The 23,894-nt window shown below is 68.2% G+C and carries 28 protein-coding genes; 7 read left to right on the top strand and 21 right to left on the bottom strand.

Annotated features, from left to right (window positions below; genetic code table 11):
• Positions 1–17: 17 nt before the first annotated feature.
• Entirely contained in the window at positions 18–506 is a 489-nt protein-coding gene (carD, locus tag ASE48_RS29925; RefSeq protein WP_057170837.1) for an RNA polymerase-binding transcription factor CarD, read from the bottom strand.
• 248 nt (positions 507–754) lie between these two features.
• On the opposite strand from carD, the gene ASE48_RS29920 reads away from it, so the two are divergent.
• The 3 genes from ASE48_RS29920 to disA are packed head-to-tail and all read left to right on the top strand — an operon-like array spanning position 755 to position 3,903.
• Positions 755–1,345 (top strand): hypothetical protein, encoded by a 591-nt coding sequence (locus ASE48_RS29920; RefSeq protein ID WP_082614528.1) that lies wholly within the window; start codon positions 755–757, stop codon positions 1,343–1,345.
• 39 nt (positions 1,346–1,384) lie between these two features.
• The gene (gene radA / locus ASE48_RS29915; protein ID WP_268766340.1) at positions 1,385–2,782 is read left to right on the top strand and encodes a DNA repair protein RadA; all 1,398 of its coding nucleotides are present in this window, start codon (positions 1,385–1,387) and stop codon (positions 2,780–2,782) included.
• A gap of 8 nt (positions 2,783–2,790) precedes the next feature.
• Positions 2,791–3,903, top strand: a complete 1,113-nt coding sequence (disA, locus tag ASE48_RS29910) for a DNA integrity scanning diadenylate cyclase DisA (protein WP_057170835.1) — start codon at positions 2,791–2,793, stop codon at positions 3,901–3,903.
• A 5-nt stretch (positions 3,904–3,908) separates the two neighbouring features.
• Here the strand turns inward: disA and ASE48_RS29905 are convergent, their stop codons facing one another.
• Entirely contained in the window at positions 3,909–4,691 is a 783-nt protein-coding gene (locus ASE48_RS29905; protein ID WP_442928785.1) for a hypothetical protein, read from the bottom strand.
• A gap of 69 nt (positions 4,692–4,760) precedes the next feature.
• On the bottom strand, positions 4,761–5,381 hold the full coding sequence (locus ASE48_RS29900; protein ID WP_057170953.1) for a carbonic anhydrase: 621 nt from the start codon (positions 5,379–5,381) through the stop codon (positions 4,761–4,763).
• On the opposite strand from ASE48_RS29900, the gene ASE48_RS29895 reads away from it, so the two are divergent.
• Positions 5,380–6,321 (top strand): A/G-specific adenine glycosylase, encoded by a 942-nt coding sequence (locus ASE48_RS29895; protein ID WP_057170834.1) that lies wholly within the window; start codon positions 5,380–5,382, stop codon positions 6,319–6,321. The genes ASE48_RS29900 and ASE48_RS29895 overlap by 2 nt on opposite strands.
• Here ASE48_RS29895 and ASE48_RS29890 read toward each other — a convergent pair.
• The gene (locus ASE48_RS29890; protein WP_057170833.1) at positions 6,273–7,244 is read right to left on the bottom strand and encodes a helix-turn-helix domain-containing protein; all 972 of its coding nucleotides are present in this window, start codon (positions 7,242–7,244) and stop codon (positions 6,273–6,275) included. The genes ASE48_RS29895 and ASE48_RS29890 overlap by 49 nt on opposite strands.
• A 71-nt stretch (positions 7,245–7,315) precedes the next feature.
• Here ASE48_RS29890 and ASE48_RS29885 point away from each other — a divergent pair, with 71 nt between their 5' ends.
• Positions 7,316–7,594 carry a hypothetical protein gene (locus ASE48_RS29885; RefSeq protein ID WP_057170832.1) on the top strand — a complete coding sequence of 93 codons (279 nt, stop codon included), beginning with the start codon at positions 7,316–7,318 and terminating at the stop codon, positions 7,592–7,594.
• Here ASE48_RS29885 and ASE48_RS29880 read toward each other — a convergent pair.
• Positions 7,568–8,350 (bottom strand): alpha/beta fold hydrolase, encoded by a 783-nt coding sequence (locus ASE48_RS29880; RefSeq protein WP_057170831.1) that lies wholly within the window; start codon positions 8,348–8,350, stop codon positions 7,568–7,570. The two genes, ASE48_RS29885 and ASE48_RS29880, sit on opposite strands and share 27 nt — an antisense overlap.
• Positions 8,351–8,392: 42 nt before the next feature.
• Here ASE48_RS29880 and mhuD point away from each other — a divergent pair, with 42 nt between their 5' ends.
• Together mhuD and ASE48_RS29870 are read left to right on the top strand one after the other, a co-directional pair.
• On the top strand, positions 8,393–8,704 hold the full coding sequence (gene mhuD, locus ASE48_RS29875; RefSeq protein ID WP_057170830.1) for a mycobilin-forming heme oxygenase MhuD: 312 nt from the start codon (positions 8,393–8,395) through the stop codon (positions 8,702–8,704).
• Positions 8,685–10,034 (top strand): serine hydrolase, encoded by a 1,350-nt coding sequence (locus ASE48_RS29870; RefSeq protein WP_442928784.1) that lies wholly within the window; start codon positions 8,685–8,687, stop codon positions 10,032–10,034. The genes mhuD and ASE48_RS29870 overlap by 20 nt, the downstream gene beginning before the upstream one ends.
• On the opposite strand, the gene ASE48_RS29865 is transcribed toward ASE48_RS29870, so the two are convergent.
• The 16 genes from ASE48_RS29865 to folE all read right to left on the bottom strand — a co-directional run bounded on the left by ASE48_RS29865 (position 10,018) and on the right by folE (position 23,885).
• Positions 10,018–10,569, bottom strand: a complete 552-nt coding sequence (locus ASE48_RS29865; RefSeq protein WP_057170829.1) for a histidine phosphatase family protein — start codon at positions 10,567–10,569, stop codon at positions 10,018–10,020. The genes ASE48_RS29870 and ASE48_RS29865 overlap by 17 nt on opposite strands.
• Positions 10,566–11,402, bottom strand: coding sequence for a CbtA family protein (locus tag ASE48_RS29860; RefSeq protein WP_057170828.1), 837 nt, complete (start codon positions 11,400–11,402; stop codon positions 10,566–10,568). Before ASE48_RS29860 ends, ASE48_RS29865 begins: the two co-directional genes overlap by 4 nt.
• 24 nt (positions 11,403–11,426) lie before the next feature.
• Positions 11,427–11,651, bottom strand: a complete 225-nt coding sequence (locus ASE48_RS29855) for a CbtB domain-containing protein (RefSeq protein ID WP_057170827.1) — start codon at positions 11,649–11,651, stop codon at positions 11,427–11,429.
• 184 nt (positions 11,652–11,835) lie between these two features.
• On the bottom strand, positions 11,836–14,358 hold the full coding sequence (gene clpC1 / locus ASE48_RS29850) for an ATP-dependent protease ATP-binding subunit ClpC (protein ID WP_057170826.1): 2,523 nt from the start codon (positions 14,356–14,358) through the stop codon (positions 11,836–11,838).
• A gap of 272 nt (positions 14,359–14,630) precedes the next feature.
• Complete coding sequence (lsr2, locus tag ASE48_RS29845; protein ID WP_057170951.1) at positions 14,631–14,972, bottom strand: histone-like nucleoid-structuring protein Lsr2; 342 nt, start codon at positions 14,970–14,972, stop codon at positions 14,631–14,633.
• Positions 14,973–15,078: 106 nt separating this feature from the next.
• Positions 15,079–16,608, bottom strand: a complete 1,530-nt coding sequence (lysS, locus tag ASE48_RS29840) for a lysine--tRNA ligase (RefSeq protein ID WP_057170825.1) — start codon at positions 16,606–16,608, stop codon at positions 15,079–15,081.
• Positions 16,609–16,623: 15 nt separating this feature from the next.
• Positions 16,624–17,427: a type III pantothenate kinase gene (locus tag ASE48_RS29835; RefSeq protein WP_057170824.1), complete on the bottom strand. Its 804-nt coding sequence runs from the start codon at positions 17,425–17,427 to the stop codon at positions 16,624–16,626.
• Positions 17,427–17,834, bottom strand: a complete 408-nt coding sequence (panD, locus tag ASE48_RS29830) for an aspartate 1-decarboxylase (RefSeq protein ID WP_057170823.1) — start codon at positions 17,832–17,834, stop codon at positions 17,427–17,429. Before panD ends, ASE48_RS29835 begins: the two co-directional genes overlap by 1 nt.
• Positions 17,834–18,769: a pantoate--beta-alanine ligase gene (gene panC / locus ASE48_RS29825; protein WP_057170822.1), complete on the bottom strand. Its 936-nt coding sequence runs from the start codon at positions 18,767–18,769 to the stop codon at positions 17,834–17,836. The genes panD and panC overlap by 1 nt, the downstream gene beginning before the upstream one ends.
• Positions 18,766–19,689, bottom strand: a complete 924-nt coding sequence (locus ASE48_RS29820; RefSeq protein WP_057170821.1) for a Rossmann-like and DUF2520 domain-containing protein — start codon at positions 19,687–19,689, stop codon at positions 18,766–18,768. The genes panC and ASE48_RS29820 overlap by 4 nt, the downstream gene beginning before the upstream one ends.
• Before the next feature lie 80 nt (positions 19,690–19,769).
• The gene (locus ASE48_RS29815) at positions 19,770–21,023 is read right to left on the bottom strand and encodes a DUF6779 domain-containing protein (RefSeq protein WP_057170820.1); all 1,254 of its coding nucleotides are present in this window, start codon (positions 21,021–21,023) and stop codon (positions 19,770–19,772) included.
• 56 nt (positions 21,024–21,079) lie between these two features.
• The gene (locus ASE48_RS29810) at positions 21,080–21,565 is read right to left on the bottom strand and encodes a DUF3180 domain-containing protein (RefSeq protein ID WP_057170819.1); all 486 of its coding nucleotides are present in this window, start codon (positions 21,563–21,565) and stop codon (positions 21,080–21,082) included.
• The gene (folK, locus tag ASE48_RS29805) at positions 21,565–22,077 is read right to left on the bottom strand and encodes a 2-amino-4-hydroxy-6-hydroxymethyldihydropteridine diphosphokinase (protein WP_057170818.1); all 513 of its coding nucleotides are present in this window, start codon (positions 22,075–22,077) and stop codon (positions 21,565–21,567) included. Before folK ends, ASE48_RS29810 begins: the two co-directional genes overlap by 1 nt.
• Positions 22,074–22,454 carry a dihydroneopterin aldolase gene (gene folB, locus ASE48_RS29800; protein ID WP_057170817.1) on the bottom strand — a complete coding sequence of 127 codons (381 nt, stop codon included), beginning with the start codon at positions 22,452–22,454 and terminating at the stop codon, positions 22,074–22,076. The genes folK and folB overlap by 4 nt, the downstream gene beginning before the upstream one ends.
• On the bottom strand, positions 22,447–23,253 hold the full coding sequence (gene folP, locus ASE48_RS29795) for a dihydropteroate synthase (RefSeq protein WP_057170950.1): 807 nt from the start codon (positions 23,251–23,253) through the stop codon (positions 22,447–22,449). Before folP ends, folB begins: the two co-directional genes overlap by 8 nt.
• 14 nt (positions 23,254–23,267) lie before the next feature.
• A complete protein-coding gene (folE, locus tag ASE48_RS29790) occupies positions 23,268–23,885 on the bottom strand; it encodes a GTP cyclohydrolase I FolE (protein ID WP_057170949.1) in 618 nt (205 codons plus the stop codon).
• Positions 23,886–23,894 lie beyond the last annotated feature (9 nt).

Below are 23,894 nucleotides of genomic sequence, written 5' to 3'. Positions count from 1 at the left end.
TCGTCGCTTCGTGACGGCTAGGACGCGGCCGCGAGCGCCTCTTCGAGAATGATCTCGGCCTTGGCGTCAACGGTGTTCTCGGCGAGCGCGAGCTCACCGACGAGGATCTGACGAGCCTTGGCGAGCATGCGCTTCTCGCCTGCGGACAGGCCGCGCTCCTGATCGCGACGCCACAGGTCGCGAACGACCTCGGCGACCTTGTTCACGTCACCGGAGGCAAGCTTCTCCAGATTCGCCTTGTACCGGCGCGACCAGTTGGTCGGCTCTTCGGTGTGCGGTGCGCGCAGCACCTGGAAGACCTTGTCCAGGCCCTCCTGCCCGACCACATCACGCACACCCACGTACTCGGCGTTGTCAGCGGGAACACGAACAGTGAGATCTCCCTGGGACACCTTCAGGACGAGATACTCTCGCTGCTCGCCCTTGATGGTCCGGGTTTCGATCGCCTCGATTAACGCAGCACCGTGGTGTGGATAGACAACGGTGTCTCCGACCTTGAAAATCATCAGTTTCGAGCCCCTTTCACACCTCAATGTTAGCACGAGGGCCGGACAGACGCGGAACAACAATGCAGGTCAGGGGCACTGAGACCAAAGACTAGGGGTTGACACCGGGGAGGATACATGCACGTGGACGGCTGTCCGGGCGCCCAGTTCGGACCTCGTCGCGGCGCTGGGAAGCCCTCGGCTACCGCGCCGGATCACCACCTACTACAGTGCATAGTCGAATCAGTTCGGTTGAGCAGGAGGCTCCAGTGGTCGCAGTGAACCGCTCCAACGTGCGCGCGTCCCGACTGGCCGCCGGCGCCCTGATCGCCGGCCTCGCCCTCAGCGGCTGCAGCGCCGGCCAGGTGTCCCAGACCGCGGTTCAGGAACCCGCCGTCAACGGCACCGTCGACGCCGTGGGCAACATCGCGTTGCGCAACGTTTTCCTGCGTGCGCCGCAGACCAGCGACTACGTGCAGCCCGGCACCGAGGCCGAACTCATCTTCGCGGCGGCCAACAACTCGGCCGATGTGGACGACAAGCTGGTGTCGATCACCTCCGACATCGGCTCGGTGACGCTGACCGGCGACGCCGAGATCCCGGCCAACGGCCTGCTGCTGGTCGGCAACCCCGACGGCCATGACGCACTCGGCATGGTGGAGCGCGAGGACGAGGTCCAGGCGCAGGTCACGCTGACCGAACCGATCTCCAACGGCCTCACCTACGACTTCACCTTCACCTTCGAGAAGGCCGGCGCCAGCACGTTCACCGTGCCGATCTCGGCAGGCGAGGTCGCGCGCCGCGACGGCGAACCCGTCGTCGGGGGCGGCGGCGGACACGGCGAAAGCGGCGGGCACTGAATCTGACGTTCTGTCAGGGGTGACGGCTACCGTCACGGTGTGGCTTCGAAAGTACGTTCGCAATACCGGTGTTCCGACTGCAGTCATGTCATGCCCAAATGGGTCGGGCGCTGCCCGGACTGTGGCACCTGGGGAACCGTCAACGAAGTCGCCGCACTCACCGCGCTGAACGGCAGTTCGACCCGGCGCGCCGTCGCGCCGTCCTCACCCGCGGTGCCGATCACCACCATCGATCCCGGTGTCACCAGGCACTTTCCCACCGGCGTGAGCGAACTCGACCGGGTGCTCGGTGGCGGACTGGTGCCCGGGTCGGTGACCCTGCTGGCCGGTGATCCGGGGGTGGGCAAGTCGACGCTGTTGCTGGAGGTGGCGCACCGCTGGGCCAGTGGGGGCCGGCGCGCGCTCTACCTGTCCGGCGAGGAGTCGGCGGGGCAGATCCGGTTGCGCGCCGAACGCACCGGATGCACGCACGACGAGATGTACCTGGCCGCGGAATCCGATCTGTCGACCGCTCTCGGCCACATCGAACAGGTCAAACCCACGCTGGTGGTGGTCGACTCGGTGCAGACCATGTCCAGCACCGAGGCCGACGGTGTCACCGGCGGCGTCACCCAGGTGCGCGCGGTCACCACCGCGCTGACCTCCTACGCCAAGATGGCGCGCGCTGCCGACGGGGTGGCGGTGCTGCTGGTCGGTCACGTCACCAAGGACGGCGCCATCGCCGGGCCGCGCTCGCTGGAGCACCTCGTCGACGTGGTGCTGCACTTCGAGGGTGACCGGGCCTCGGCCCTGCGGATGGTGCGCGGGGTGAAGAACCGTTTCGGCGCGGCCGACGAGGTCGGCTGTTTCCTGTTGCACGACAGCGGTATCGAATGCGTGGCCGATCCGTCCGGGCTGTTCCTGGATCAGCGTCCGACCCCGGTGTCCGGGACCGCGATCACGGTCACCCTGGACGGCAAGCGCCCGATGATCGGTGAGGTGCAGGCCCTGATCGGACAGGAACCGGCCACCAATCCGCGCCGCGCGGTCAGCGGTATCGATTCCGCGCGCGCGGCGATGATCACCGCCGTCCTGGAGAAGCGGGCCAATTTGCCGGTCGGGCGGCACGACATCTACCTGTCCACGGTCGGGGGAATGCGGCTGACCGATCCCTCCTCGGACCTGGCCGTCGCCATGGCGATCGGGTCCGCTTATATCGACGTCCCGTTGCCCGCGACCGCGATCGCCATCGGCGAGGTCGGGCTGGCCGGGGATCTGCGCCGGGTCAGCGGGATGGACCGCAGGCTCGCCGAGGCGGCCCGGCTGGGTTTCACCGACGCCATCGTGCCGCCCGGGGTCAAGGATGTGCCCGCCGGTCTGCGGCTGACCACCGCGGACAACATCGGCACGGCATTGCGGGCGCTCCGGTCGATCGGCAACAATGGCGGCCGATCCTAGGAGGCGCGATGGCGGTGAAGTCCAGAGGCAGCCGGAGCGTGGTACATCTGGCCCGCCCCACCCTGCGCGAGACACTCGGCCGACTGGCGCCGGGCACCGACCTGCGGGACGGCCTGGAACGGATCCTGCGCGGCCGCACCGGCGCGCTGATCGTGCTGGGTTACGACGACAGCGTCGAGGCCATCTGCGACGGCGGCTTCAACCTGGACGTCCGCTACGCACCGACCAAACTGCGCGAGCTGTCCAAGATGGACGGCGCGGTGGTGCTCTCCAGTGACGGCACCCGCATCCTCAAGGCCAACGTGCAGCTGGTGCCCGACCCGTCGATCCCCACCGACGAATCCGGCACCCGGCACCGCTCCGCGGAACGCGCCGCCGTGCAGACCGGCTACCCGGTCATCTCGGTCAGCCATTCGATGAGCATCGTCACCGTGTACGCGGCCGGTGAGCGGCACGTCGTGCCCGACACCCCGACCATCCTGTCCCGGGCCAACCAGACCATCGCCACCCTGGAGCGCTACAAGTCCCGGCTCGACGAGGTGAACCGGCAGCTGTCCACCGCGGAGATCGAGGACTTCGTGACGCTGCGCGATGTGATGACGGTGGCCCAGCGTCTGGAGATGGTCCGCCGGATCAGCCTGGAGATCGACGCCGATGTCGTCGAACTGGGCACCGACGGCCGTCAGCTCAAGCTGCAGCTGGAGGAGCTCGTCGGTGGCAACGACACCGCCCGCGAGCTCATCATGCGTGATTATCACGCCAATCCGGATCCGCCGAGCGCCGCCCAGGTGAGCGCCACGCTGGAGGAACTGGATGCCCTCTCGGACAATGAGCTGCTCGACTTCACTGCTCTCGCAAGAGTTTTCGGTTACCCGTCGACCATCGAGGCGCAGGACTCCGCGATGAGTTCACGGGGTTACCGGGCGATGGCGGGCATCCCGCGACTGCAGTTCGCCCATGTCGATCTGCTGGTGCGGTCCTTCGGCTCGTTGCAGGGTGTGCTCGCGGCCAGCGCCACCGACCTGCAGTCGGTGGACGGTATCGGCTCGATGTGGGCCCGCCACATCAGGGAGGGCCTGTCCCAGCTGGCCGAGTCGACGATCGCCGACCAGCTGGCCTAGAGCTGTCAGCCCGGCGCCTGTCCGTCACCCTCGTGCGGTGCGTCCGCGGGCGGCGCCGCGTCGGCCGGTGGCGGCGGGGCGGCTTCGGCCAGGACGAACGGCACCGAGGCCGACCGCAGGTTGCCGAGCTGAACCAGCAGGTTGTAGGTGCCCGGCCCGATCGGCTCGCGCGGCAGCGGGCAGTTGGGCGCCGAACCCATCCCGGTCCAGGTGACCTCGGTGGTGACCTGCTCGCCCGGGTTGAACGTCTTGACCAGCGTCTCGTTGGAGGGCGCGCAGTCCAGGTTCGACCACAGGCGGTTGTTGTCCAGCGAGTACACGTAGGCGGCCAGCACGGCGGCCCCGACATCACGCTGGCAGGCGACCAACCCGATGTTGGTCACGACCATGGTGAACTTCGGCTGATCGCCCATCACATAGTCGGGCGCGCTGGTGATGCCCTTGACCGCCAGGGTGGAGTCCGGGCAGTCATCGCCCTCCTGCAGCACCGGGGGCGGAACGACCGCCGTCGTCGGTGTCGGCACCGGCGGCGGGGCCTGCGCGGCGGGCGGAACGACCGGGGTCTTGACACCGGGCTCCTCACCCGGCAGCGGGGTGGGCGGCGGCGCGGCTTCGGTGTTGGCCGACGGATCGGCGGTGGCGCCCTCGGACCCGGCGCTGTTGGCCACCACGACGGCCACGATGGCGGCGACGATGGCGATCACGACCACTGCGACACCTATGGCCAGCGCCCTGCGGCGCCGGTAGATCTCCGGTGGCATCTGGCGCGGGGTCTCGGTGTCTAGCACGACCTCAACGGTAAGCCGCGCTCGCGTGTAGTCGTTCGAGGCGTGTCGGCGTGTCGGGTGTGGTATCGGTCAGGCTTCGCCGATATCGCCCAGATGGTGGCGCAGCGCCACCCGGCCGTCGGCCAGGTGATAGGTCAGTCCGACGATCGCCAGGTCGCCCGACTCCACCCGGTCGGCGATGAGTGTCGAGCGGGCCAGCAGCTGGGCGCCGGTCTCGGCGACATGGCGGGCCTCGAACTCGTCGACCCTGGTCAGCCCGTCACGGCGGCCCAGCAGGATGGAGGGCATGACGCGCTCGACGATGTCGCGGATGTAGCCGCCCGGGATGTCGCCCTCGTCGAGTGCGTTCAGCGTGGCCTTCACCGCGCCGCAACTGTCGTGGCCGAGCACCGCGATCAGCGGCACGTTGAGCACGCCGACGGCGTACTCAATGGAACCGAGCACCGCGGAATCGATGACGTGGCCCGCGGTGCGGACGACGAACATGTCACCGAGGCCCTGGTCGAAGATGAGCTCGGCGGCGACGCGGCTGTCACCGCAGCCGAAGAGCACGGCCGTCGGCTTCTGCGCCTCGGTGAGCCGGGCGCGGTCCTCGATGCCCTGGCTCGGGTGCTCTGGCTGTCCGGCAACGAAACGCTCGTTACCCTCTTTGAGTGCCTTCCACGCGGAGATCGGATTCGAATTGGGCATGACCGTCATTGTGCCCGAGCCTGATGCCGGCATCGACCCGGAGGAGCTACTGGGCTGGTTCGACGTGGCCGAGCGGGACCTGCCGTGGCGGCGACCCGCGGTGACCGCATGGCAGATCCTGGTCAGCGAGTTCATGCTGCAGCAGACCCCGGTGAACCGGGTGGAGCCGATCTGGCTGGCCTGGGTGGCCCGGTGGCCGACGCCGTCGGCCACCGCGGCGGCCGGCCCCGCCGACGTGCTGCGCGCCTGGGGCAAGTTGGGTTATCCGCGCCGGGCCAAGCGCCTGCACGAATGTGCGGTCACCCTGGCCACCGAATACGGCGACGAGGTGCCCTCCGACGTGGAGACCCTGCTGACGCTGCCGGGTGTCGGCGCGTACACGGCAAGGGCCATCGCGTGTTTCGCCTACCGGCAGCGGGTCCCCGTGGTGGACACCAATGTCCGCCGGGTGGTGTCACGGGTGATGCACGGCTGCGCCGAGGCGCCGGCCAGCGCACGCGATCTCGACGAGGTCGCCGCACTGCTGCCCGAAGGCGATGCGGCGCCGCGATTCTCCGCCGCCCTGATGGAGCTCGGGGCCATCGTCTGCACCGCACGCTCCCCCAAGTGCGGCCTGTGCCCGTTGCGTGGCTGCCGCTGGCGCAACGCCGGGTACCCGGCGGCCGCCACACCGGCGCGGCGGGTGCAGCGCTACGCCGGAACCGACCGGCAGTGCCGCGGGCGGCTGCTCGATGTGCTGCGGGCCAGCGCCGCGCCGGTCACCCGGGCACAGCTGGACGTGGTGTGGCTCACCGATACCGCGCAACGCGACCGGGCGCTGGATTCGCTGCTGGTCGACGGGTTGGTCGAGCAGACCGCCGCCGGGCTGTTCGCGCTGGCGGGCGAGGGCGGTCAGGCGGTCGCCTCGCAGGCGTCGTCGCAGGAGAACCTGCGCCGGTAATCCGATGGCGTGACGCCGATGATGCGCCGGAAGTGGTGTCGCAGCAACGTTGCGGTGCCGAACCCGCAGCGATCGGCCACCCGGTCGATGTCCAGGTCGGTCTCCTCGAGCAGCCGGCGCGCATAGAGCACCCGCTGATCGGTCACCCACTGCATCGGGGTGCGCCCGGTCTCGTCGACGAACCGCCGGGCGAAGGTGCGCGCCGACATGTTTGCGCGCGCCGCGAGACTCGCGACGGTGTGCGGCTTGTCCAGGTTCGCCAGGATCCAATCCAGCTGCGGGGCAAAGCCTTCCGAGTAGCGCACCGGTATCGGCTGGTCGATGTACTGGCGCTGGCCACCGTCGCGCTGCGGCGGCACCACCATCCGTCGGGCGATCTTGTTGGTGACCTCGGCACCCAGTTCGCGGCGCACCAGGTGCAGGCAGGCGTCGATGCCCGCGGCGGTGCCCGCGCTGGTGATCAGGTTCCCGTCGTCGACGAACAGCACATTGCGGTCCACCCGTGCCGTCGGATAGGCGGCGGCCAGGTCGTCGGCGTGCATCCAGTGGGTGGTGCACGGCCTGCCGTCCAGCAGGCCCGCCGCACCGGCCAGGAATGCACCGGAGCAGACGGTCAGGACCGTCGAACCGGAGTCGACGGCCCTGCGGACCGCGGCCAGTGCTGCGGGCGAGTAGTCGGAGCCACTGATCGCCGGGATGGCCACCAGGTCCGCGCCGACCAGGTCGTCTAGCCCGTGGTCCGGGATGAGGGTGGCACCGACCGCGGTGCGGATGGGCCGGCCGGCTTCCGGTCCGCACACCTTGAAATCGAAGTTGGGGACACCGTCGGAGGAGCGGTCGATGCCGAAGACCTCGCAGATCACGCCGAACTCAAAAATCGCTAGACCGTCCAGCACCAGCACCGATACGCTCGCTATTGCCATGGCAGCATTTTATCTCAAGGTGTCGTTCCTGCCACTGTTGGCCGGATATTTATCAACGGAGACTTACTGCCATGACTACACCACTGACCTACCTCGCACTCATCGCCGTGTTGCTCGCGCCGTTCGCCCTGGCGTGGACGCTCAGCCGGATCGCCCGCCGCACCGGAATCCTGCGGCTACACCTGGACCAGTTCAGCGCCGCGGCGCCCTTCGTCGGCAGGCTTGCCGGCAGCGGTCATCCCGATGACCGCGACGGCCTGCGGGCGATGCACGATATCGATGCCATCCGGACCCGCTTCGAGGATCAGCCGTCCTGGCCGGCCTCAAGCGCCTCGGGCGAGCGCCGATAGGAACGACTCCACGGCCTCGCGGTACACCTCCGGCGCATCATCGTGGATCAGATGACCCGCACCCGGAACGTGCAGATATGTTGTCCGGTAACCGGTCTCGTGCATCTGCCGCATCTGGCCCGGCGGCGCGACGGTGCCACCGGCCTCCAGCAGCAGCACCGGGGCGCGCACCGCCTGCCACTGCGGCCAGTAGTCGCGGACGCCCCACTGGGCGGCGATCTCGATCCAGCGGGCGGTGTGCCCGTGCAGCCGCCAACCCGTCTCGGTCCGGTCGAACGCCTCCAGGAAGTACTGCCCGGCGACCGGCCCGAACTCCTGATAGACCTGCTGCGCGGAGCCGAACTCGACGGGCAGCGCCTGCAGCCAGGGCTCCCACGGGCCGGTGGTTCGGCCCCTGAAGTCCGGCGCCATGTCCTCGACCACGACGGCGCTCACCAGATCCGGGCGCTCGGCGGCCAGACACCAGGAGTGCAGCCCGCCCATCGAATGCCCGACCAGCGTCACCGGGCGGCCCAGCGAGGCCACCGCCGCCCCGAGATCCTCGACGAAACGCTCGGTGCTGACCGGGTGCGGATCGCTGACATCACGGCCGCGGTGCCAGGGCGCGTCGTAGGTGTACACCGGGCCGAACCGGGTCAGCCACGGCAGCTGCCGCGACCACGTGCTGCCGCGGCCCATCAGCCCGTGCACCAGCACGAGTGGCTCGCCGCCGGTGTCCTCGGCGCCGCCGCGGGAAGTGAGTAGATCGCTCCGCATGCCGCCATCCTGCCGCGACCGGGTCCGGGTAGCCTGAACCGCATGCCCGTCGTGAAGATCAATGCCATCGAGGTACCGGCCGACGCAGGCCCGGAGCTGGAGAAGCGGTTCGCTCATCGCGCACACGCCGTGGACAACCAGCCCGGCTTCCTCGGCTTCCAACTGCTGCGCCCGGTCAAGGGCGAGAACCGCTACTTCGTGGTCACCCAGTGGGAGTCCGATGAGGCGTTCCAGGCGTGGGCCCAGGGGCCGGCCGTCGAGGCACACGCCGGACAGCAGACCAAGCCGGTTTCCACCGGCGCGTCACTGCTGGAGTTCGAGGTTGTGTTGGACGTTGCGGGGACTGGCAAGTAGCACGCCGCGGCGCGCGCTCGGTGCCGGCGCGCTGGCCACCGCCGTGGTCCTGCTCGCCACCAGCTGCGCACACACCGGCCCGCCGGTCGCCGAGGCGGCGTACGGCATGCACATCGACACCAACACCCCACAGGGGCTGCGCGCCAAGCAGCTGCTGGACATGGTCAACTCCGACTGGCCGATCGGCACCGTGACGGTCGGCACGCTGGCCGAACCCCAGATGGTCGAACCGGTCGGCGCGGCGATGGACCGGTTGTGGGCGGACCGCCCGATCACCGTGACGGCCATATCGCTGGGTGCCGGGCAGGCCACGCTGCACGTCCGGAACTCCTACAGCGTCGGGCAGACCGTCACGATGCGCACCGGCGACAGCGGCCTGGTCGATCGCTTCGAGGTCGAGATCGACAAGCCGACCATCCGGCAGTGGCCCGATATCGATGCCGAGATCGCCGAGTCCGGCGCCGGCTACGCCTATCAGGTGTCCAAGGTCTCCGGCGGCGAGTGCACCGAGGTGGCCGGCACCGACGTCGACCGGCCGATGCCGCTGGCATCCATCTTCAAGCTCTACGTGCTGCTCGCGGTCGCCGAGGCCGTCAACGACGGAACGCTGCGCTGGGACGAACAGCTCACCATCACCGAGGCGAACAAGGCGGTCGGCTCCGCCGGTTTCAACGATCTCGAACCCGGCGCCATGGTATCGGTGAAAGATGCTGCGCAGCAGATGATCTCGGCCAGCGACAATATGGCCACCGACATGTTGATGGCCCGCCTCGGTCCGGGAGGGGTCGAGCGCGCCCTGGTCACAGCACGTCACCACGACCCGTCGTCCATGACCCCCTTCCCCAGCACCTACGAGCTGTTCGCCATCGGCTGGGGAAAACCAGACGTCCGCGAGGAATGGAAGACGGCCTCGCGTGCGCACCGGGCCGAGATGCTCGAGCACACCAGAGCCCTTCCCTACGAACCGGATCCGATGCTCAACCGGACGCCGGCATCGCCCTACGGCATCGAGTGGTACGGCACCCCGATGGACATCTGCCGTGTGCACGCCGCGCTTCAGGTCGCCGCCCACGGGCCGGCCGCACCGGTACGCGACATCCTCTCGGCGACTCCCGGAATCGAACTGGACCGCTCGAAGTGGAGCTATGTCGGCGCCAAGGGCGGGAACCTGCCCGGCGATCTGACCTTCAGCTGGTACGCCGAGGACCGCGCCGGTCAGGGGTGGGTGGTGAGCTACCAGCTCAACTGGCCGGAGTACCGGAGCCTGACCGCGGCGACCTGGCTGCTGTCGATCGCCACGCAGTCGTTCGATCTCATCCCGGCGACCTGAGCGTCCAGGCGTGCCCACGGTAGTGCATGGTGGTGACGCTGGCGGGCTCGATGTCGATGCGCCAGAACGACTTCGGTGGAGCATTCAGGACGTGCACGATGGCCGCCCGGATCACGGCCGGATGCGTCACGGCCAGCAGGCGTCCGCGCCGTAGCGCGACGGCGTCCATCCACTCCCCGACCCGCCTGCACAGGGTGAGGATCGATTCCCCGCCGTGCGGGGCCGCCGTCGGATCGGTGAGCCAGGTCGTCATCTCGGCGGCACCGACCTGGTCGAGTGCACTGCCGCGCCAGCGGCCATGGTCGAGGTCTGCGATACCCGACTCGATGAGGGCCTGCACACCCAACTGCCCGGCGGTCTGCACCGTCCGCTGTTCCGGTCCGCATACCGCCGCGTCGAACGTTCCGAGTCCGGTACAGCCGCCGACCTGACGGCGGCCGAGATCATTGAGGGGCTCGTCGGTGGGAAATCGTCCGGCCGCCATCGCATCGGTCATGCCATGCGATACGAGGGTCAGCCGGACGACCTCACTCACACGGTGACTTCGTCGCGTTGCCTCTGGTCGAGCAGACGCGACACCAGCGCGGCGAACACCAGGCCGATGGTCGTCCACATCACGACCTGGGTGCCCAGCGAGTAGAGCCGGAACTCGTAGAGGTCATCGGCCGGGAAGGCACCGAAGAGGATGGTGCCCGCATCGTCGGTGATCGGTCCGGGTGTCTCGGAGATGGTCGGCATCAGCAGGAACACCACGGCCATCGACACGATGTAGTCGGCCGCGCCGAGCAGCGAGGCGTTCCACGCACCGAACTTGGGCGCCAGCTTGCGGGCCAGCAGCACCGACCCGACCAGCAGCGCCGCCGAGAGCACCGTCAACAACAGGTACAGCAGCGTGCGCTGCTGAATCGTCTCGTCCAGGCTGACCGCGGGCGGGTTCGGCGGGTATTTCAGCGACGGCACGATCCACAGCGAGATCAGCATGCCACCGGCCAGCAGCACCGCGGTGGCCCGGGCAGACAACGCTGATTCCCCGGTCGCTGCGCTCCTGCCCGCCGGTCCGGCGATCCGTCCGTAGGCCACACAGAAGAGCACCGCGAGCAGTGCGCCCATGGCGACGCTGAACGCCACCAGCCCGAAGCCGAGGCCGATCGTGGACTGCACGGTGCGGGTGATCTCGATGCCACCTTCGGCGCCGTGCTCGTGGGCATGGCCACCGTGCTCGATCGCCTCATGGGCTGCGCTGACGCCGTCCTCGAACTCGATCGCGCGGTCGATGACCGGTTCGATGAAGATCCAGGACCAGATGAATGCGAGTACACCGCCGAGGGCGCCGGCCAGCAGGCCGCGCCCGATGATTCTTTTTTCCATCGGAGTTGTTTCTGCTTCCGGCGTCTAGTGGCAGGGGTAGCCGAGCAGATGCCGGGCGTCGTGCACGAATTCGTGGATGACGGTGTTGGCGCCGAAGACCGACGTCGCACCCTGATCCATCCCGACGAAGTAGAGCACGAGCAGTGCGAGGAAGGCGGTCGCCGACAGCCACACCACCGCAGAGGCGGCGGAGAGGTCGATGGCGCGGGCCCTGGCGCCGAGCGCCTTGGGTGCCTCAGCAGAAGTCATATCCGATCCTTTCGGGAGTTCGCGTCCCAGGTAAAAAGCGGGTTGACAGGCGTCGGGTCTGACTTTCACAGTGGCGCGACCGTTCTGGGATTACACCAGATTCCGTTGTCCGTCGAGAGCAGTACGGATACTACGCCAAAGCCCCCGACCGGATACTCCGGTCGGGGGCTTTGGGTACACAGCGTTACTCGGCCGCGGTGGCCGCCAGGTCCGCCTCGTCGGTGGAGGCAGCACGCTGCCGTCCGGCGAAGGTGAACTTGGCGTTCTCGCCGGCGCCCTCGCCGTCCCAGCCTTCGACGTCGACGGTGACGACCTGACCCGGACCGACCTCGTCGAACAGGATCTTCTCGCTCAAAGCGTCCTCGATCTCACGCTGGATGGTGCGGCGCAGCGGCCGCGCACCCAGCACCGGATCGAAGCCCCGCTTGGCCAGCAGCGACTTGGCCTGATCGGTGAGCTCCATCGTCATGTCCTTGGCAGCGAGCTGCTTGGACACCCGCCCGATCATCAGGTCGACCATCTCGATGATCTCCTGCTGAGTCAGCTGGTGGAAGACGATGATGTCGTCGATACGGTTCAGGAACTCCGGGCGGAAATGCTTCTTCAGCTCGTCGTTGACCTTGAGCTTCATCCGCTCGTAGTTGTTCTCGCCGCCACCCTGGGTGAAGCCGAGCCCGACCGCCTTGGAGATGTCCGAGGTACCGAGGTTGGACGTGAAGATCAGCACGGTGTTCTTGAAGTCGACCGTACGACCCTGACCGTCGGTGAGACGGCCGTCCTCCAGCACCTGCAACAGCGTGTTGTAGATCTCCTGGTGGGCCTTCTCGATCTCGTCGAAGAGCACCACCGAGAACGGCTTGCGGCGCACCTTCTCGGTGAGCTGGCCGCCCTCTTCGTAGCCGACGTAGCCCGGAGGGGCACCGAACAGCCGCGACGCGGTGAAGCGGTCGTGGAACTCGCCCATGTCGATCTGGATGAGCGCGTCGTCGTCGCCGAACAGGAAGTTGGCCAGCGCCTTGGACAGCTCGGTCTTACCCACACCGGACGGGCCGGCGAAGATGAACGAGCCGGACGGACGCTTGGGGTCCTTCAGGCCGGCGCGGGTACGCCGGATGGCCTTGCTGACCGCCTTGACGGCGTCCTCCTGGCCGATGATCCGCTTGTGCAGCTCATCTTCCATGCGCAGCAGACGCGTGGTCTCGGCCTCGGTCAGCTTGAACACCGGGATACCGGTCCAGTTACCGAGCACCTCGGCGATCTGCTCGTCGTCGACCTCGGCCACGACATCGAGGTCACCTGAGCGCCACTGCTTCTCACGCTCTGCGCGCTGTGCGACGAGGGTCTTCTCCTTGTCGCGGAGGTTCGCGGCCTTCTCGAAGTCCTGCGCATCGATCGCGGATTCCTTCTCCCGGCGCGCGTCGGCGATCTTCTCGTCGAACTCGCGCAGGTCCGGCGGTGCGGTCATCCGGCGGATGCGCATCCGGGCCCCGGCCTCGTCGATCAGGTCGATCGCCTTGTCCGGCAGGAAGCGGTCGTTGATGTAGCGGTCGGCCAGCGTGGCCGCGGCCACCAGCGCACCGTCGGTGATGGACACCCGGTGATGCGCCTCGTAGCGGTCGCGCAGACCCTTGAGGATCTCGATGGTGTGCTCGACGGTGGGCTCACCGACCTGCACGGGCTGGAAGCGGCGCTCCAGCGCGGCGTCCTTCTCGATGTACTTGCGGTACTCGTCGAGGGTGGTCGCACCGATGGTCTGCAGCTCACCGCGGGCCAGCTTCGGCTTCAGGATGCTGGCGGCGTCGATCGCGCCCTCGGCGGCACCCGCCCCGACCAGCGTGTGCAGCTCGTCGATGAACAGGATGATGTCGCCGCGGGTGTTGATCTCCTTGAGCACCTTCTTCAGGCGCTCCTCGAAGTCACCGCGGTAACGGCTGCCGGCGACCAGCGAGCCCAGGTCGAGCGTGTAGAGCTGCTTGTCCTTCAGCGTCTCGGGGACCTCGCCGTGCACGATGGCCTGGGCCAGGCCCTCCACGACGGCGGTCTTACCGACGCCGGGCTCACCGATCAGCACCGGGTTGTTCTTGGTGCGGCGGCTCAGCACCTGCATCACCCGCTCGATTTCCTTCTCGCGGCCGATGACGGGGTCGAGCTTGCCCTCCATCGCGGCGGCGGTCAGGTTGCGGCCGAACTGGTCGAGCACCAGCGACGTGGACGGGTTGCCCGCCTCGCCGCCGCGTCCACCGGTACCGGCTTCTGCAGCTTCCTTGCCCTGATAACCGGACAGCAGCTGGATGACCTGCTGGCGCACCCGGGTGAGTTCGGCACCCAGTTTCACCAGCACCTGGGCGGCGACGCCCTCGCCCTCACGGATCAGGCCGAGCAGAATGTGCTCGGTGCCGATGTAGTTGTGGCCGAGCTGCAGCGCCTCGCGCAGGCTCAACTCGAGCACCTTCTTGGCGCGCGGAGTGAACGGGATGTGGCCGGACGGCGCCTGCTGACCTTGGCCGATGATCTCCTCGACCTGGCTGCGCACGCCTTCCAGGGAAATGCCCAGCGACTCGAGCGACTTGGCCGCTACGCCCTCACCCTCGTGGATGAGGCCGAGCAGGATGTGCTCGGTGCCGATGTAGTTGTGGTTGAGCATCCGGGCTTCTTCTTGGGCCAGGACGACCACCCGACGGGCACGGTCTGTGAATCTCTCGAACATCGGTTTACCTGCGCTTCCTCACATAGGGCGGCCACGTGCGCTGTACATGAGCTGCACAGGGCACCGCACCTGCCGTCCACTCTAGTGGTCGGGGGAAACCCGTGCCGCTCTTGGTGTCCAGCCTTGGTGCCGCCGTTGCAGACATAACGCGCGACGACCGCCGAACGTTTCCCGAAAAGCACCGAGATGAGTTCGCCGTGAGCGAAGGAGCGGAGTGGCCCGGATCAGCCGAGGGACGAGCTGGCTACCGGCAATTATTTTGCGAGGGTCAATTACGTCGCGGCGTGGAATGCGTCGATGACCTCGGCGGGGATACGCCCGCGGGTCGACACATTGTGTCCGTTGCGGCGGGCCCATTCCCGGATGGCCGCGCTCTGTTCCCGATCGATGGCAGCGCGCCCGCGGCCCGTGCCCGCCGAACGGCCCCGGCGGCGGCCACCGACGCGGCGGCCGGCCTCGACCCACTGCTTCAGGTCGCCGCGCAGCTTCGAGGCGTTCTTCGAAGAAAGATCGATCTCGTAGCTCACGCCGTCCAGTGCGAATTCGACGGTCTCATCTGCGGCGGCTTCGCCGTCGAAATCGTCAACTAGTGTGACGGTCACTTTCTTTGCCATATAGCTCACACGACCCTTCTGTGGCCACTCGTAGATTCACCCCGAACCCCTGCGGTAATGCTTGCATACGGATGGAATTCATTCAACAACCACTGCGGATATGCAGTCAGTTTGAGTGTCTGCGCACAATCGGGAACAAAACTGTCTCTCTAATCGTCAGCCCCGTCAATGCCATCAACAGGCGATCAATACCCATTCCGGTACCCGTCGTCGGCGGCATCGCGTACTCCAGAGCGGCGAGAAAATCCTCGTCGAGGCGCATCGCCTCATCGTCGCCTGCGGCGGCCGCGGCGGCCTGCGCGACAAAACGTTCGCGCTGAATCACCGGGTCGATGAGCTCGGAGTAACCGGTGGCCAATTCGAATTTACGCACATAGAGATCCCACTTTTCGGTGACACCGGGAATGCTGCGGTGAGCACGTGTCAGCGGGCTCGTCTCCACTGGGAAGTCACGGACGAAGGTGGGCGCCCACAGGGTTTCACCGACGGTGTGTTCCCACAGTTCCTCGACCAATTTCCCGTGTCCATAACCGCGATCGGCGGGAATCTCGACCTCGAGACGTTCGGCGATGGACAACAGATGTTGCAGGCTGGTCTCCGGCGTTATCTCTTCACCGAGTGCCGCCGACAGCGACGGATACATTTCCAGCGTCTGCCATTCGCCGTCCAAGTCATACGTACTGCCGTCGGGTAGCTGGACCTCGCGCGTACCAAGGGCCTCGTCGGCCACTTCTTGAATCAGCTCACGGGTGACGGTGGCCGAATCGTCATATGTGCCATAGGCCTGATAAGTCTCCAGCATCGCAAATTCCGGGGAATGTGTGGAATCCGCACCCTCGTTTCGAAAGTTCCGATTCAACTCGAAAACCTTCTCGAATCCGCCGACGAGACAGCGCTTGAGGAACAACTCCGGCGCGATTCGCAGATACAGATCGGCGTCGAGGGCATTGGAGTGCGTGACGAACGGCCTGGCGGCCGCGCCGCCGGGCAGGGTCTGCAGCATCGGCGTCTCGACCTCGAGGAACCCGCGGCGCTCCAGTGCCGACCGCACCGCACGCACCACCGCGATGCGCTGCCGGGCAACGGCACGCGCCTCGGGACGGACGATCAGGTCGACGTAACGTTGCCGGACCCGAGATTCTTCGCTCATCTCCTTGTGGGCCACCGGGAGCGGCCGCAATGCCTTGGAGACTATTTGCCAGGAATCTGCCAGCACAGACAGCTCGCCGCGCCGTGAACTGATGACCTGTCCATGCGCGAAGACGATGTCGCCGAGGTCGACATCCGCCTTCCAGGCATCGAGTGATTCCTGGCCCACCTCGGCCAGGCTGATCATCAGCTGCAGCTGGGTCCCGTCGCCGTCCTGCAGGGTGGCGAAACACAGCTTCCCGGAGTTGCGGGCGAACACGACCCTGGCCGCGACCCCGACGATGTCGCCGGTCTGGGTGTCCACCGGCAGATCCGGGTACGCGGCCCGCAGTTCGGCCAGCGAATGGGTGCGCGCCACCTGCACCGGGTACGGGTCACGCCCCTCGGCGAGCAGGCGCTCACGCTTGGCCTGACGGATCCGGTACTGCTCCGGGGTGTCGTCGTGCTCGGGCTGGGTGGGTGCGGCCGGATCGTCAGAAGAACTCACGAACAGCCAGCTTAATCAGCGTCGGCCACGCTGGTTGTCGCGGTTGCGCTCGAACACCAGCCGCAGCCCCTGCAACGTCAGGTGCTGGTCGTAATGCCCGACGGTGCGCAGGTCGGGCAGCACCAGTGGCGCGGAGTTCCCGGTCGCGACCACCGCGACATCGCTGCCCCCGAAACCGTCCACATCGGCGCGGATGCGGTCCACCAGACCGTCGACCAACGAGGCGAAGCCGAAGATCGCGCCGGCCTGCATGCACTCCACGGTGTTCTTGCCGATCACCGAACGCGGACGGGTCAGTTCCACGCGCCGCAGCGCCGCCGACCTTGCCGCCGCGGCATCGGAGGACACCTGCACGCCCGGGGCGATGGCGCCGCCGAGGAACTCCCCCTTGGCCGACACCACGTCGACACAGATGGAGGACCCCAGGTCGACCACGATCGCCGGCGAGTTGTACTTGTGAAAAGCGGCCAGGCAGTTGACGATCCGGTCCGCACCGACTTCCTTGGGGTTGTCCACCAGCAGCGGGATACCGGTACGCACCCCGGGCTCGATGAGGACGTGCGGCACCGCGGGCCAGTACTGCTCCAGCATCAGCCTGATCTCGTGCAGCACCGAGGGCACGGTCGACAGCGCCGCCGCACCCGTCAACCGCTCCACATCGTCACCGACCAGACCGTCGATGGTGAGCGCCAGCTCGTCGGCGGTCACCTCGGATTCGGTCCGTATCCGCCAGTGCTGCACCACCTTGGCGTTCTCGCCCGCACCCGAGATCAGCCCGACGATGGTGTGCGCGTTACGGACGTCTATGGCCAGCAGCATCAGCGGGGCGACATCAGGCCGGCCGCATCAGCCGGCACGAAGGCGGGATCGGTACCCAGGTCCATCTGACGGTTCCCGGCGTCGACGAAGACGATCCTGGGCTGGTACTCGCGGGCCTGCGCGTCCTCCATGGTGCCATAGGCGATGAGGATGACCAGATCTCCGGGATGTATCAGATGCGCTGCGGCACCGTTGATCCCGATGACACCACTGCCGCGCTCACCGGTGATGGCGTAGGTGACCAGTCGGCTGCCGTTGTCGATGTCGACGATGGTGACCTGCTCGCCTTCGAGCAGGTCCGCCGCATCCATCAGGTCCGCGTCGATGGTCACCGAACCCACATAGTGCAGGTCGGCCTGGGTGACCGTGGCACGGTGGATCTTGGACTTCAGCATGGTCCGTAACATCAGTTCCTCCAGGGCAATTCGTGTTCGTCGTACGCGACATCCGGACCGTCGCCCGAGGGCACGCCGATGTCGATCGCGATGTTGTCCAGCAGTCGGGTGCCGCCCAGGCGAACCGCCACCAGCAGGCGGGCCGCGCCGGTCTGCGGCGCCGGGCCCAGCCAGGTGTTGCGGACCTCCAGATAGTCGACGCTGATCGCCGGTACCTCGTCGAGCACGGCCCGCGCGGCGTCCAGTGCGGCGTCCACACCCTCGCCCGCGGCGTACATGCCGGCCAGCAGCGCCGACGGTATGGCACAGGCCTGCTCACGCTGCACCTCGTCGAGGTAGCGGTTACGTGAGGACATCGCCAGTCCGTCGGCCTCCCGCACGATCGGCACCCCGACGATGCGGGCGCCGAGGTTCAGGTCGTCGGCCATCTGCCGGATCAGCACCAGTTGCTGATAGTCCTTCTCGCCGAAGAACGCGCGATCCGGCCCGACGATCTGCAGCAGTTTCATGACGACGGTCAGCATCCCGGCGAAATGCGTGGGCCGGGAAGCGCCTTCGAGTTCTGCACCCAGCGGCCCGGGGTGCACGCTGGTGCGCGGTCCCGACGGGTACATGTCCGCCGCGGTCGGGGTGAAGGCGATCTGCACTCCCTCGCCCCGTAGCGCCGCGAGATCGTCTTCCAGGGTGCGCGGGTAGGCGTCGAGATCCTCCCCGGCACCGAACTGCAGCGGATTGACGAAGATCGAAACCACCACCACCGCACCGGGAATGCGCTTGGCATGACGGACCAGCGTGAGGTGGCCCTCATGTAGGGCGCCCATCGTCGGCACCAGCATGACCCGCTTGCCGGTTCCGCGCAGCGCCCTGGTGACGTCCGCGACATCGGCGGGCCGGGTATAGACGTTGAGCTCTCCGGCGGCGAAGGCCGGCGGTTTGCGGACGGTCACTTCTGTCCCGTCCCGGGTGTGGTGAGCACGTCGAACACGTCCTTCGGTGCGTGCGCCCGCTGGGCGGTGCGCAGTGAATTGGACCGATATGCCTGGGCCAGTTGGGGATCCACCTCACCGAAGGCGCGCAGATGACCGGCCACCGCGGCCGCGTCGCCGCGCGCCACCGGACCGGTCAGCGCCGCCTGGCCGCGCCGCAGCGCGTTCTCCAGCGACGCCCTTGCCAGCGGGCCGATGATGCGTTCGGCGATCCCGCCGGGTGCGTCACCGACGAGTTCCTGGCCGAGGAGCTCCTGGCCGCGCAGCGCGGACCGAAGTGCCTCGACCGCGTCGAGTGCGACGGTGACGAGGTGGTTGCTGGCATGCGCCAGGGCCGAGTGGTACAGCATGCGCGCGTCTTCGGGGACCCGGAACGGTTCTCCGCCGATCTCCAGCACCAGCGCCTGGCCGATCGCGTAACCGATCTCGTCGAGCGCGGTGACGCCGAAACAGGTGTCCGGCAGCCGGGCGATGTCCTCATCGGAACCGGTGAACGTCATCGCGGGGTGGATGGCCAGCGGGATGCAACCCTGTGCCGTCAACGGCTCCAGCACGCCGACCCCGTTCATCCCGGAGGTGTGCATCACGATGGTGCCGGGGCGTACCGCGTCGGTGGCGGCCAGCCCGGAGATCAGCGCATCGAGTTCGGCATCGGGCACCGCGAGCAGCAGCAACTCGGCCCGTCCGGCCACGTCCTGCACGGGCAGCACCGCGGTGTCGGGGAGTCTGGCGGCCGCGCGTTCACGGGACTGGTTGGAGATGGCGCTGCAGGCCACCACCACGTGCTCGGCGCGCTCGAGCGCCACGCCGAGAGCGGTTCCCACCCGGCCGGCCGAGATGATGCCGACAGTGAGCCGCGCTGGACGGAGTCCGTCGACCATGACAGACGACCTCGCAAATTCAGTCGTGATAAACGTTGCGGTCCCTTATACGGGTACCGCACGGTCGGGGTGAGCCTAGCTCACTCCTCGCGGCGACGGCGCCGGCCACCGCCGGTGGGGGTTGCCTGCAGGCGGGAGAGCAGTTCGGAGACCGGCTGACCACCTGCATGCTGGCCACCCTCGGGTTCCGGCTGTTCGCGCTGGAGTTCTTCGGCACCGCGGTGGCGGGGCGCCGGCGGTGGGGTGGGTGTCTGCGCAGGCGGCGGCATGGGCGCCTGCACCGGGGGTTCGCGGTCCGGCTGGGCCGCCCGCCGGGTGCGCGGCGGAGCGGACGGAGGTGGCGGCGGCGGACCGGTTTCGCCGGGCACCGAGTGCCGCGCGCGGCGCGGCGGCTGGGCCGATTCGGCGTCCGAGCCGTAGTGGCGGCCACGGCGGTCCGGGGTTTCCGGGGCGGGCTGCTCTGCCCGGGGTGCGGGCTCCGGCGCCGGAGGCGGGGATGCCGGTGGCTCGGGATGGCGCACCGGCGGGGCGGGCTGGGGTCCCCAGGTGGCGGCCGGGGCGGGCGACCACTGGGCGGCGACCGGCTCCGGAACGGGCGGGGCGGCCGGTGGCGGCGGCGGTTGAACGGGCGGGGAGGTGGCGGCGCGGCGCTGCCAGGGAGCGGGTTCCTCGGCTTCCGATGCCCGCCGGTGGGCTCCGCCGAACAGTTCGGGCGCGATCGGTTCGGGGCCGATCGGTTCGGCCGGCGCCCACTGGTACTCCGGTGGATGCGGTTCGGCGGGCACGTCGATGATCGGGCTTTCCTCGGTGCGCGGCTCTGCCTCGGCGCGCACCGGGGTGTCGATGCGGCTGGCGATCACCCGGCCGGCGGGGCGTTCGGTCTCCAGCGCGGGGCGGTGGTCCAGATCGGTGTCGAACAGGATCTCCAGATTGGTACGCAGCGCGGCGAGTTCGGCACGTAGCGCGGCGACCTCGTCGGCGGCCTGCGCCCGCAACTCCGCCGACAGCTCGCGGCGCAGTTGCGCTTCCACTGCCAGTTCGTATTCGCGGCGCGCCGAGATCTCGCGATCCAGTTGGAGGTCGTAGACGTACTTGAGGTCGCGCACCTTGGCCTGATCGAGATCGCTCTGCCGCCGGTAGATGAACGACACGAACGCCGCGGCGACCGCCGCCCACAACGCCAGCACCACGGCGAGTTTGAGCAGTTCGACCCGGTTGGTGAAGACCAGCACGGTGCTGGCGACGATCGCGAGCACCAGCAACGCCGTCAGCAGAACCCAACCCGGCCTGCGGTTGGCGCGTCGAACGCGCACGCCGCGGGACGGATCGGTCATGGGGCGACTGTACCGTTCACAGCTCGCATCGCGTGTCGACCTGCGCGGCGATTCGGCTACTCGGCTGCGCCACTGTACGAGTCGTGATTGTCGTTCGGGTCCTCCGGGGACGTGCAGCAATGCTGCAGCCACAGCCCGGCCGCCAGGAGTGCCAGCGCGCACAGCGCGGCCACCACGGCGCCGGCGGTGTCCTCGCCCGCGACACGCATGGTGCCCCGGCGCGGCAGCAGATACGCGAGAACCCCGATCCACCAACCCAGTACCAGCGCGCCGACCCAGGCCGACGCCTTGGCGATCCCCACCGAGCGGGCCACCGCCAGCGGGTGCAGTCGCCCCGCGCCGATACCGATCTGACCGTCGGCGATGCGCGATCGTATGACGTAGCCCCAGACGGCCTCGGCGACCGCCACCGCCAGCAGGGACACCCCCGTCCAGAGCGTGATCGGTGGGAACCACCGGTACAGAAAGACGACCAGCAGGTAGCAGACGACGGCGGCGATGCCCGCCGTTGCCGCGAGGTCACGCTTTCGGGTCGGTCCCATCAGCGGTCCAGGGTCAGGTGGGTGGGCCGCACCCCGGCGCGCTCCTCTTCGCCGAGCCGCTCCAGCAGTTCGGCCACCGGCGTGCCGGACAGCTCGGCGCCGGCATCGGCGTCCAGCCACGGCACCAGCACGAAGGCGCGCTGATGCGCGAACGGGTGCGGCAGCGTCAGTTCGGCGTCCTCGGAACGCAATTCGGTGGATCCGTCGCGGCAGGAGACGATGTCGACATCGAGGGTCCGCGGTCCCCAGTGCACGTCGCGCACCCGGTCGGCCGCGGACTCCAGCTGCTGACCCCGTCGCAGCCAGCCGTGGCCGTCGCAGGCCGGATCCTCGACGATCAGCACCGCATTGAGGAAGGCGCCCTGTTCGACGCCACCCCATGCGTCGGTCTCGTAGACCGGTGAGACCGCCACGATCCGGCTGCCCAGCGCCGCCATCCCGTCGAGCACGGACTGCAGGTGCGCCAGCCGGTCACCCAGATTCGACCCGATGGACAGCACCGCGGTGCTCACGGTGCCAGTCCCCTGCCGCGGCGGGACCGGCGCGCCACCACCGCCACATCGGAGAAGGTCAGTGGGATCGGCGCGCTGGGCTTGTGCACGACGACCTCGACGGCATGCACGCGCTCGTCGGTCATCACGTCCTCGGCGATCTCGGCGGACACCGTCTCGATCAGGTTGCGCGGTGGGCCCGCGACAATCGCGGCCGCCCGCTCCGCCAGCGTTCCGTAGTTCAGGGTGTCGGCAAGGTCGTCGGTCGCGGCGGCGGCCTCCAGATCGATCCACACCGTCACATCGATGATGAAGTCCTGGCCGTCGCGGCGCTCATGGTCGAAGACGCCATGGTTCCCGCGAACGGTCAACCCGCGCAGTTCGATTCGATCAGCCATTTTTCCCTCCGGACCACGCGTCCACTACCTTGAGCGCATCCACCGAGGCCTGCACATCATGCACCCGCACACCCCACGCGCCGTTCAGGACGGACAGCGCGGAGATCACCGCGGTCGCCGTCTCGCGCCCGGCCGCCGGGCGCATCACCCCGTCGGGTCCTTCCAGCAGCGCGCCCAGGAACCGTTTGCGCGACGCCCCGACCAGGACCGGGAACCCGGTCGCCACGAACGTCGGCAACGCGCGCAGCAGTTCCCAGTTGTGTTGTGCCGTTTTGGCGAAACCGAGGCCGGGATCGATGATCACCTTCGCCGGGTCCACGCCGGCCGCGACCGCGTCGTCGACACTGCGCAACAGATCCTCGCGCACCTCGCCGACGACGTCGGCGTAGGCGGGGACCTCATGCGGGGCGTCGGCGCGCACCGACCGCCAATGCATGAGCACCCACGGCGCTTTCGCCTCGGCCAGCACGGCGGCCATATTCGGGTCGGCCCGCCCGCCGGAGACGTCGTTGACGATCTGCGCGCCGTTCTCCAGCGCGGCGGCGGCCACCGAGGAGTGCATGGTGTCGATGCTGACGGTGACCCCGGCGGCGGCCAAGTCCCGGATGACGGGCAGTACCCGCGAGCTCTCGAGTTCCGGGGCGACCCGGGTGGCACCCGGGCGCGTCGACTCGCCGCCGACGTCGATGATCGCCGCACCGGCGGCAACCAGCGCCATCGCCCGTTCCACGGCACGGTCGCGATCGAGGAAGAGTCCGCCGTCGGAGAACGAGTCCTCGGTGACGTTGACGACACCCATCACCACCGGCACGGTCACTTCCGGAGGATCAGTTCCAGCGCCTCGGACCGTGATGCCTTGTCGGTCTTGAACTGTCCGCGCACCGCCGAGGTGGTGGTCACCGCACCCGGCTTGCGCACGCCACGCATGGCCATGCACAGGTGCTCGGCCTCCACCACCACGATCGCCCCGCGCGGATCCAGCTTGCGCATCAGGGCGTCCGCGATCTGCGCGGTCAACCGCTCCTGGACCTGCGGCCGTTTCGCGTAGAGATCGACGAGCCTGGCGATCTTGGACAGGCCGGTGACCCGGCCGTCCAGCCCGGGGATGTACCCCACATGAGCCACCCCGTGGAAGGACACCAGGTGGTGCTCACAGGTGGAGTACATCGGGATCTGTTTGATGAGCACAAGTTCGTCGTGCTGCTCGTCGAAGGTGGTGTTGAGCACCGTGTCGGGGTCGGTGTAGAGGCCGCCGAAGATTTCCCGGTACGCCCGCGCCACCCGCGCCGGGGTGTCCACCAGACCGTGCCGGTCCGGATCCTCGCCGACCGCGATCAGCAGCTCGCGTACGGCCGCTTCCGCGCGTTCCTGGTCGAAGTGGGCAGGGGTGAAGCCGACCGCTTCAGCGAGGTCGTTCTCCGACGTCGTCATCGACGCTCC

Origin of the sequence: Mycobacterium sp. Root265, from assembly GCF_001428895.1 — a bacterium.
In the GTDB taxonomy this organism is placed as follows: Bacteria; Actinomycetota; Actinomycetes; order Mycobacteriales; family Mycobacteriaceae; genus Mycobacterium.
This window is presented reverse-complemented; position numbering and strand designations above follow the sequence as displayed.

Coding starts and splice junctions, on each gene's coding strand:
- panD (WP_057170823.1), bottom strand. CDS start 17,834: ATGTTACGGACCATGCTGAAGTCCAAGATCCACCGTGCCACGGTCACC.
- ASE48_RS29835 (WP_057170824.1), bottom strand. CDS start 17,427: ATGCTGCTGGCCATAGACGTCCGTAACGCGCACACCATCGTCGGGCTG.
- folE (WP_057170949.1), bottom strand. CDS start 23,885: ATGACGACGTCGGAGAACGACCTCGCTGAAGCGGTCGGCTTCACCCCT.
- ASE48_RS29815 (WP_057170820.1), bottom strand. CDS start 21,023: ATGACCGATCCGTCCCGCGGCGTGCGCGTTCGACGCGCCAACCGCAGG.
- ASE48_RS29820 (WP_057170821.1), bottom strand. CDS start 19,689: ATGGTCGACGGACTCCGTCCAGCGCGGCTCACTGTCGGCATCATCTCG.
- folP (WP_057170950.1), bottom strand. CDS start 23,253: ATGGGTGTCGTCAACGTCACCGAGGACTCGTTCTCCGACGGCGGACTC.
- disA (WP_057170835.1), top strand. CDS start 2,791: ATGGCGGTGAAGTCCAGAGGCAGCCGGAGCGTGGTACATCTGGCCCGC.
- lsr2 (WP_057170951.1), bottom strand. CDS start 14,972: ATGGCAAAGAAAGTGACCGTCACACTAGTTGACGATTTCGACGGCGAA.
- ASE48_RS29810 (WP_057170819.1), bottom strand. CDS start 21,565: ATGGGACCGACCCGAAAGCGTGACCTCGCGGCAACGGCGGGCATCGCC.
- ASE48_RS29900 (WP_057170953.1), bottom strand. CDS start 5,381: ATGCCCAATTCGAATCCGATCTCCGCGTGGAAGGCACTCAAAGAGGGT.
- ASE48_RS29880 (WP_057170831.1), bottom strand. CDS start 8,350: ATGCGGAGCGATCTACTCACTTCCCGCGGCGGCGCCGAGGACACCGGC.
- ASE48_RS29860 (WP_057170828.1), bottom strand. CDS start 11,402: ATGGAAAAAAGAATCATCGGGCGCGGCCTGCTGGCCGGCGCCCTCGGC.
- folB (WP_057170817.1), bottom strand. CDS start 22,454: ATGGCTGATCGAATCGAACTGCGCGGGTTGACCGTTCGCGGGAACCAT.
- ASE48_RS29890 (WP_057170833.1), bottom strand. CDS start 7,244: ATGGCAATAGCGAGCGTATCGGTGCTGGTGCTGGACGGTCTAGCGATT.
- ASE48_RS29855 (WP_057170827.1), bottom strand. CDS start 11,651: ATGACTTCTGCTGAGGCACCCAAGGCGCTCGGCGCCAGGGCCCGCGCC.
- mhuD (WP_057170830.1), top strand. CDS start 8,393: ATGCCCGTCGTGAAGATCAATGCCATCGAGGTACCGGCCGACGCAGGC.
- ASE48_RS29895 (WP_057170834.1), top strand. CDS start 5,380: ATGACCGTCATTGTGCCCGAGCCTGATGCCGGCATCGACCCGGAGGAG.
- ASE48_RS29885 (WP_057170832.1), top strand. CDS start 7,316: ATGACTACACCACTGACCTACCTCGCACTCATCGCCGTGTTGCTCGCG.
- carD (WP_057170837.1), bottom strand. CDS start 506: ATGATTTTCAAGGTCGGAGACACCGTTGTCTATCCACACCACGGTGCT.
- clpC1 (WP_057170826.1), bottom strand. CDS start 14,358: ATGTTCGAGAGATTCACAGACCGTGCCCGTCGGGTGGTCGTCCTGGCC.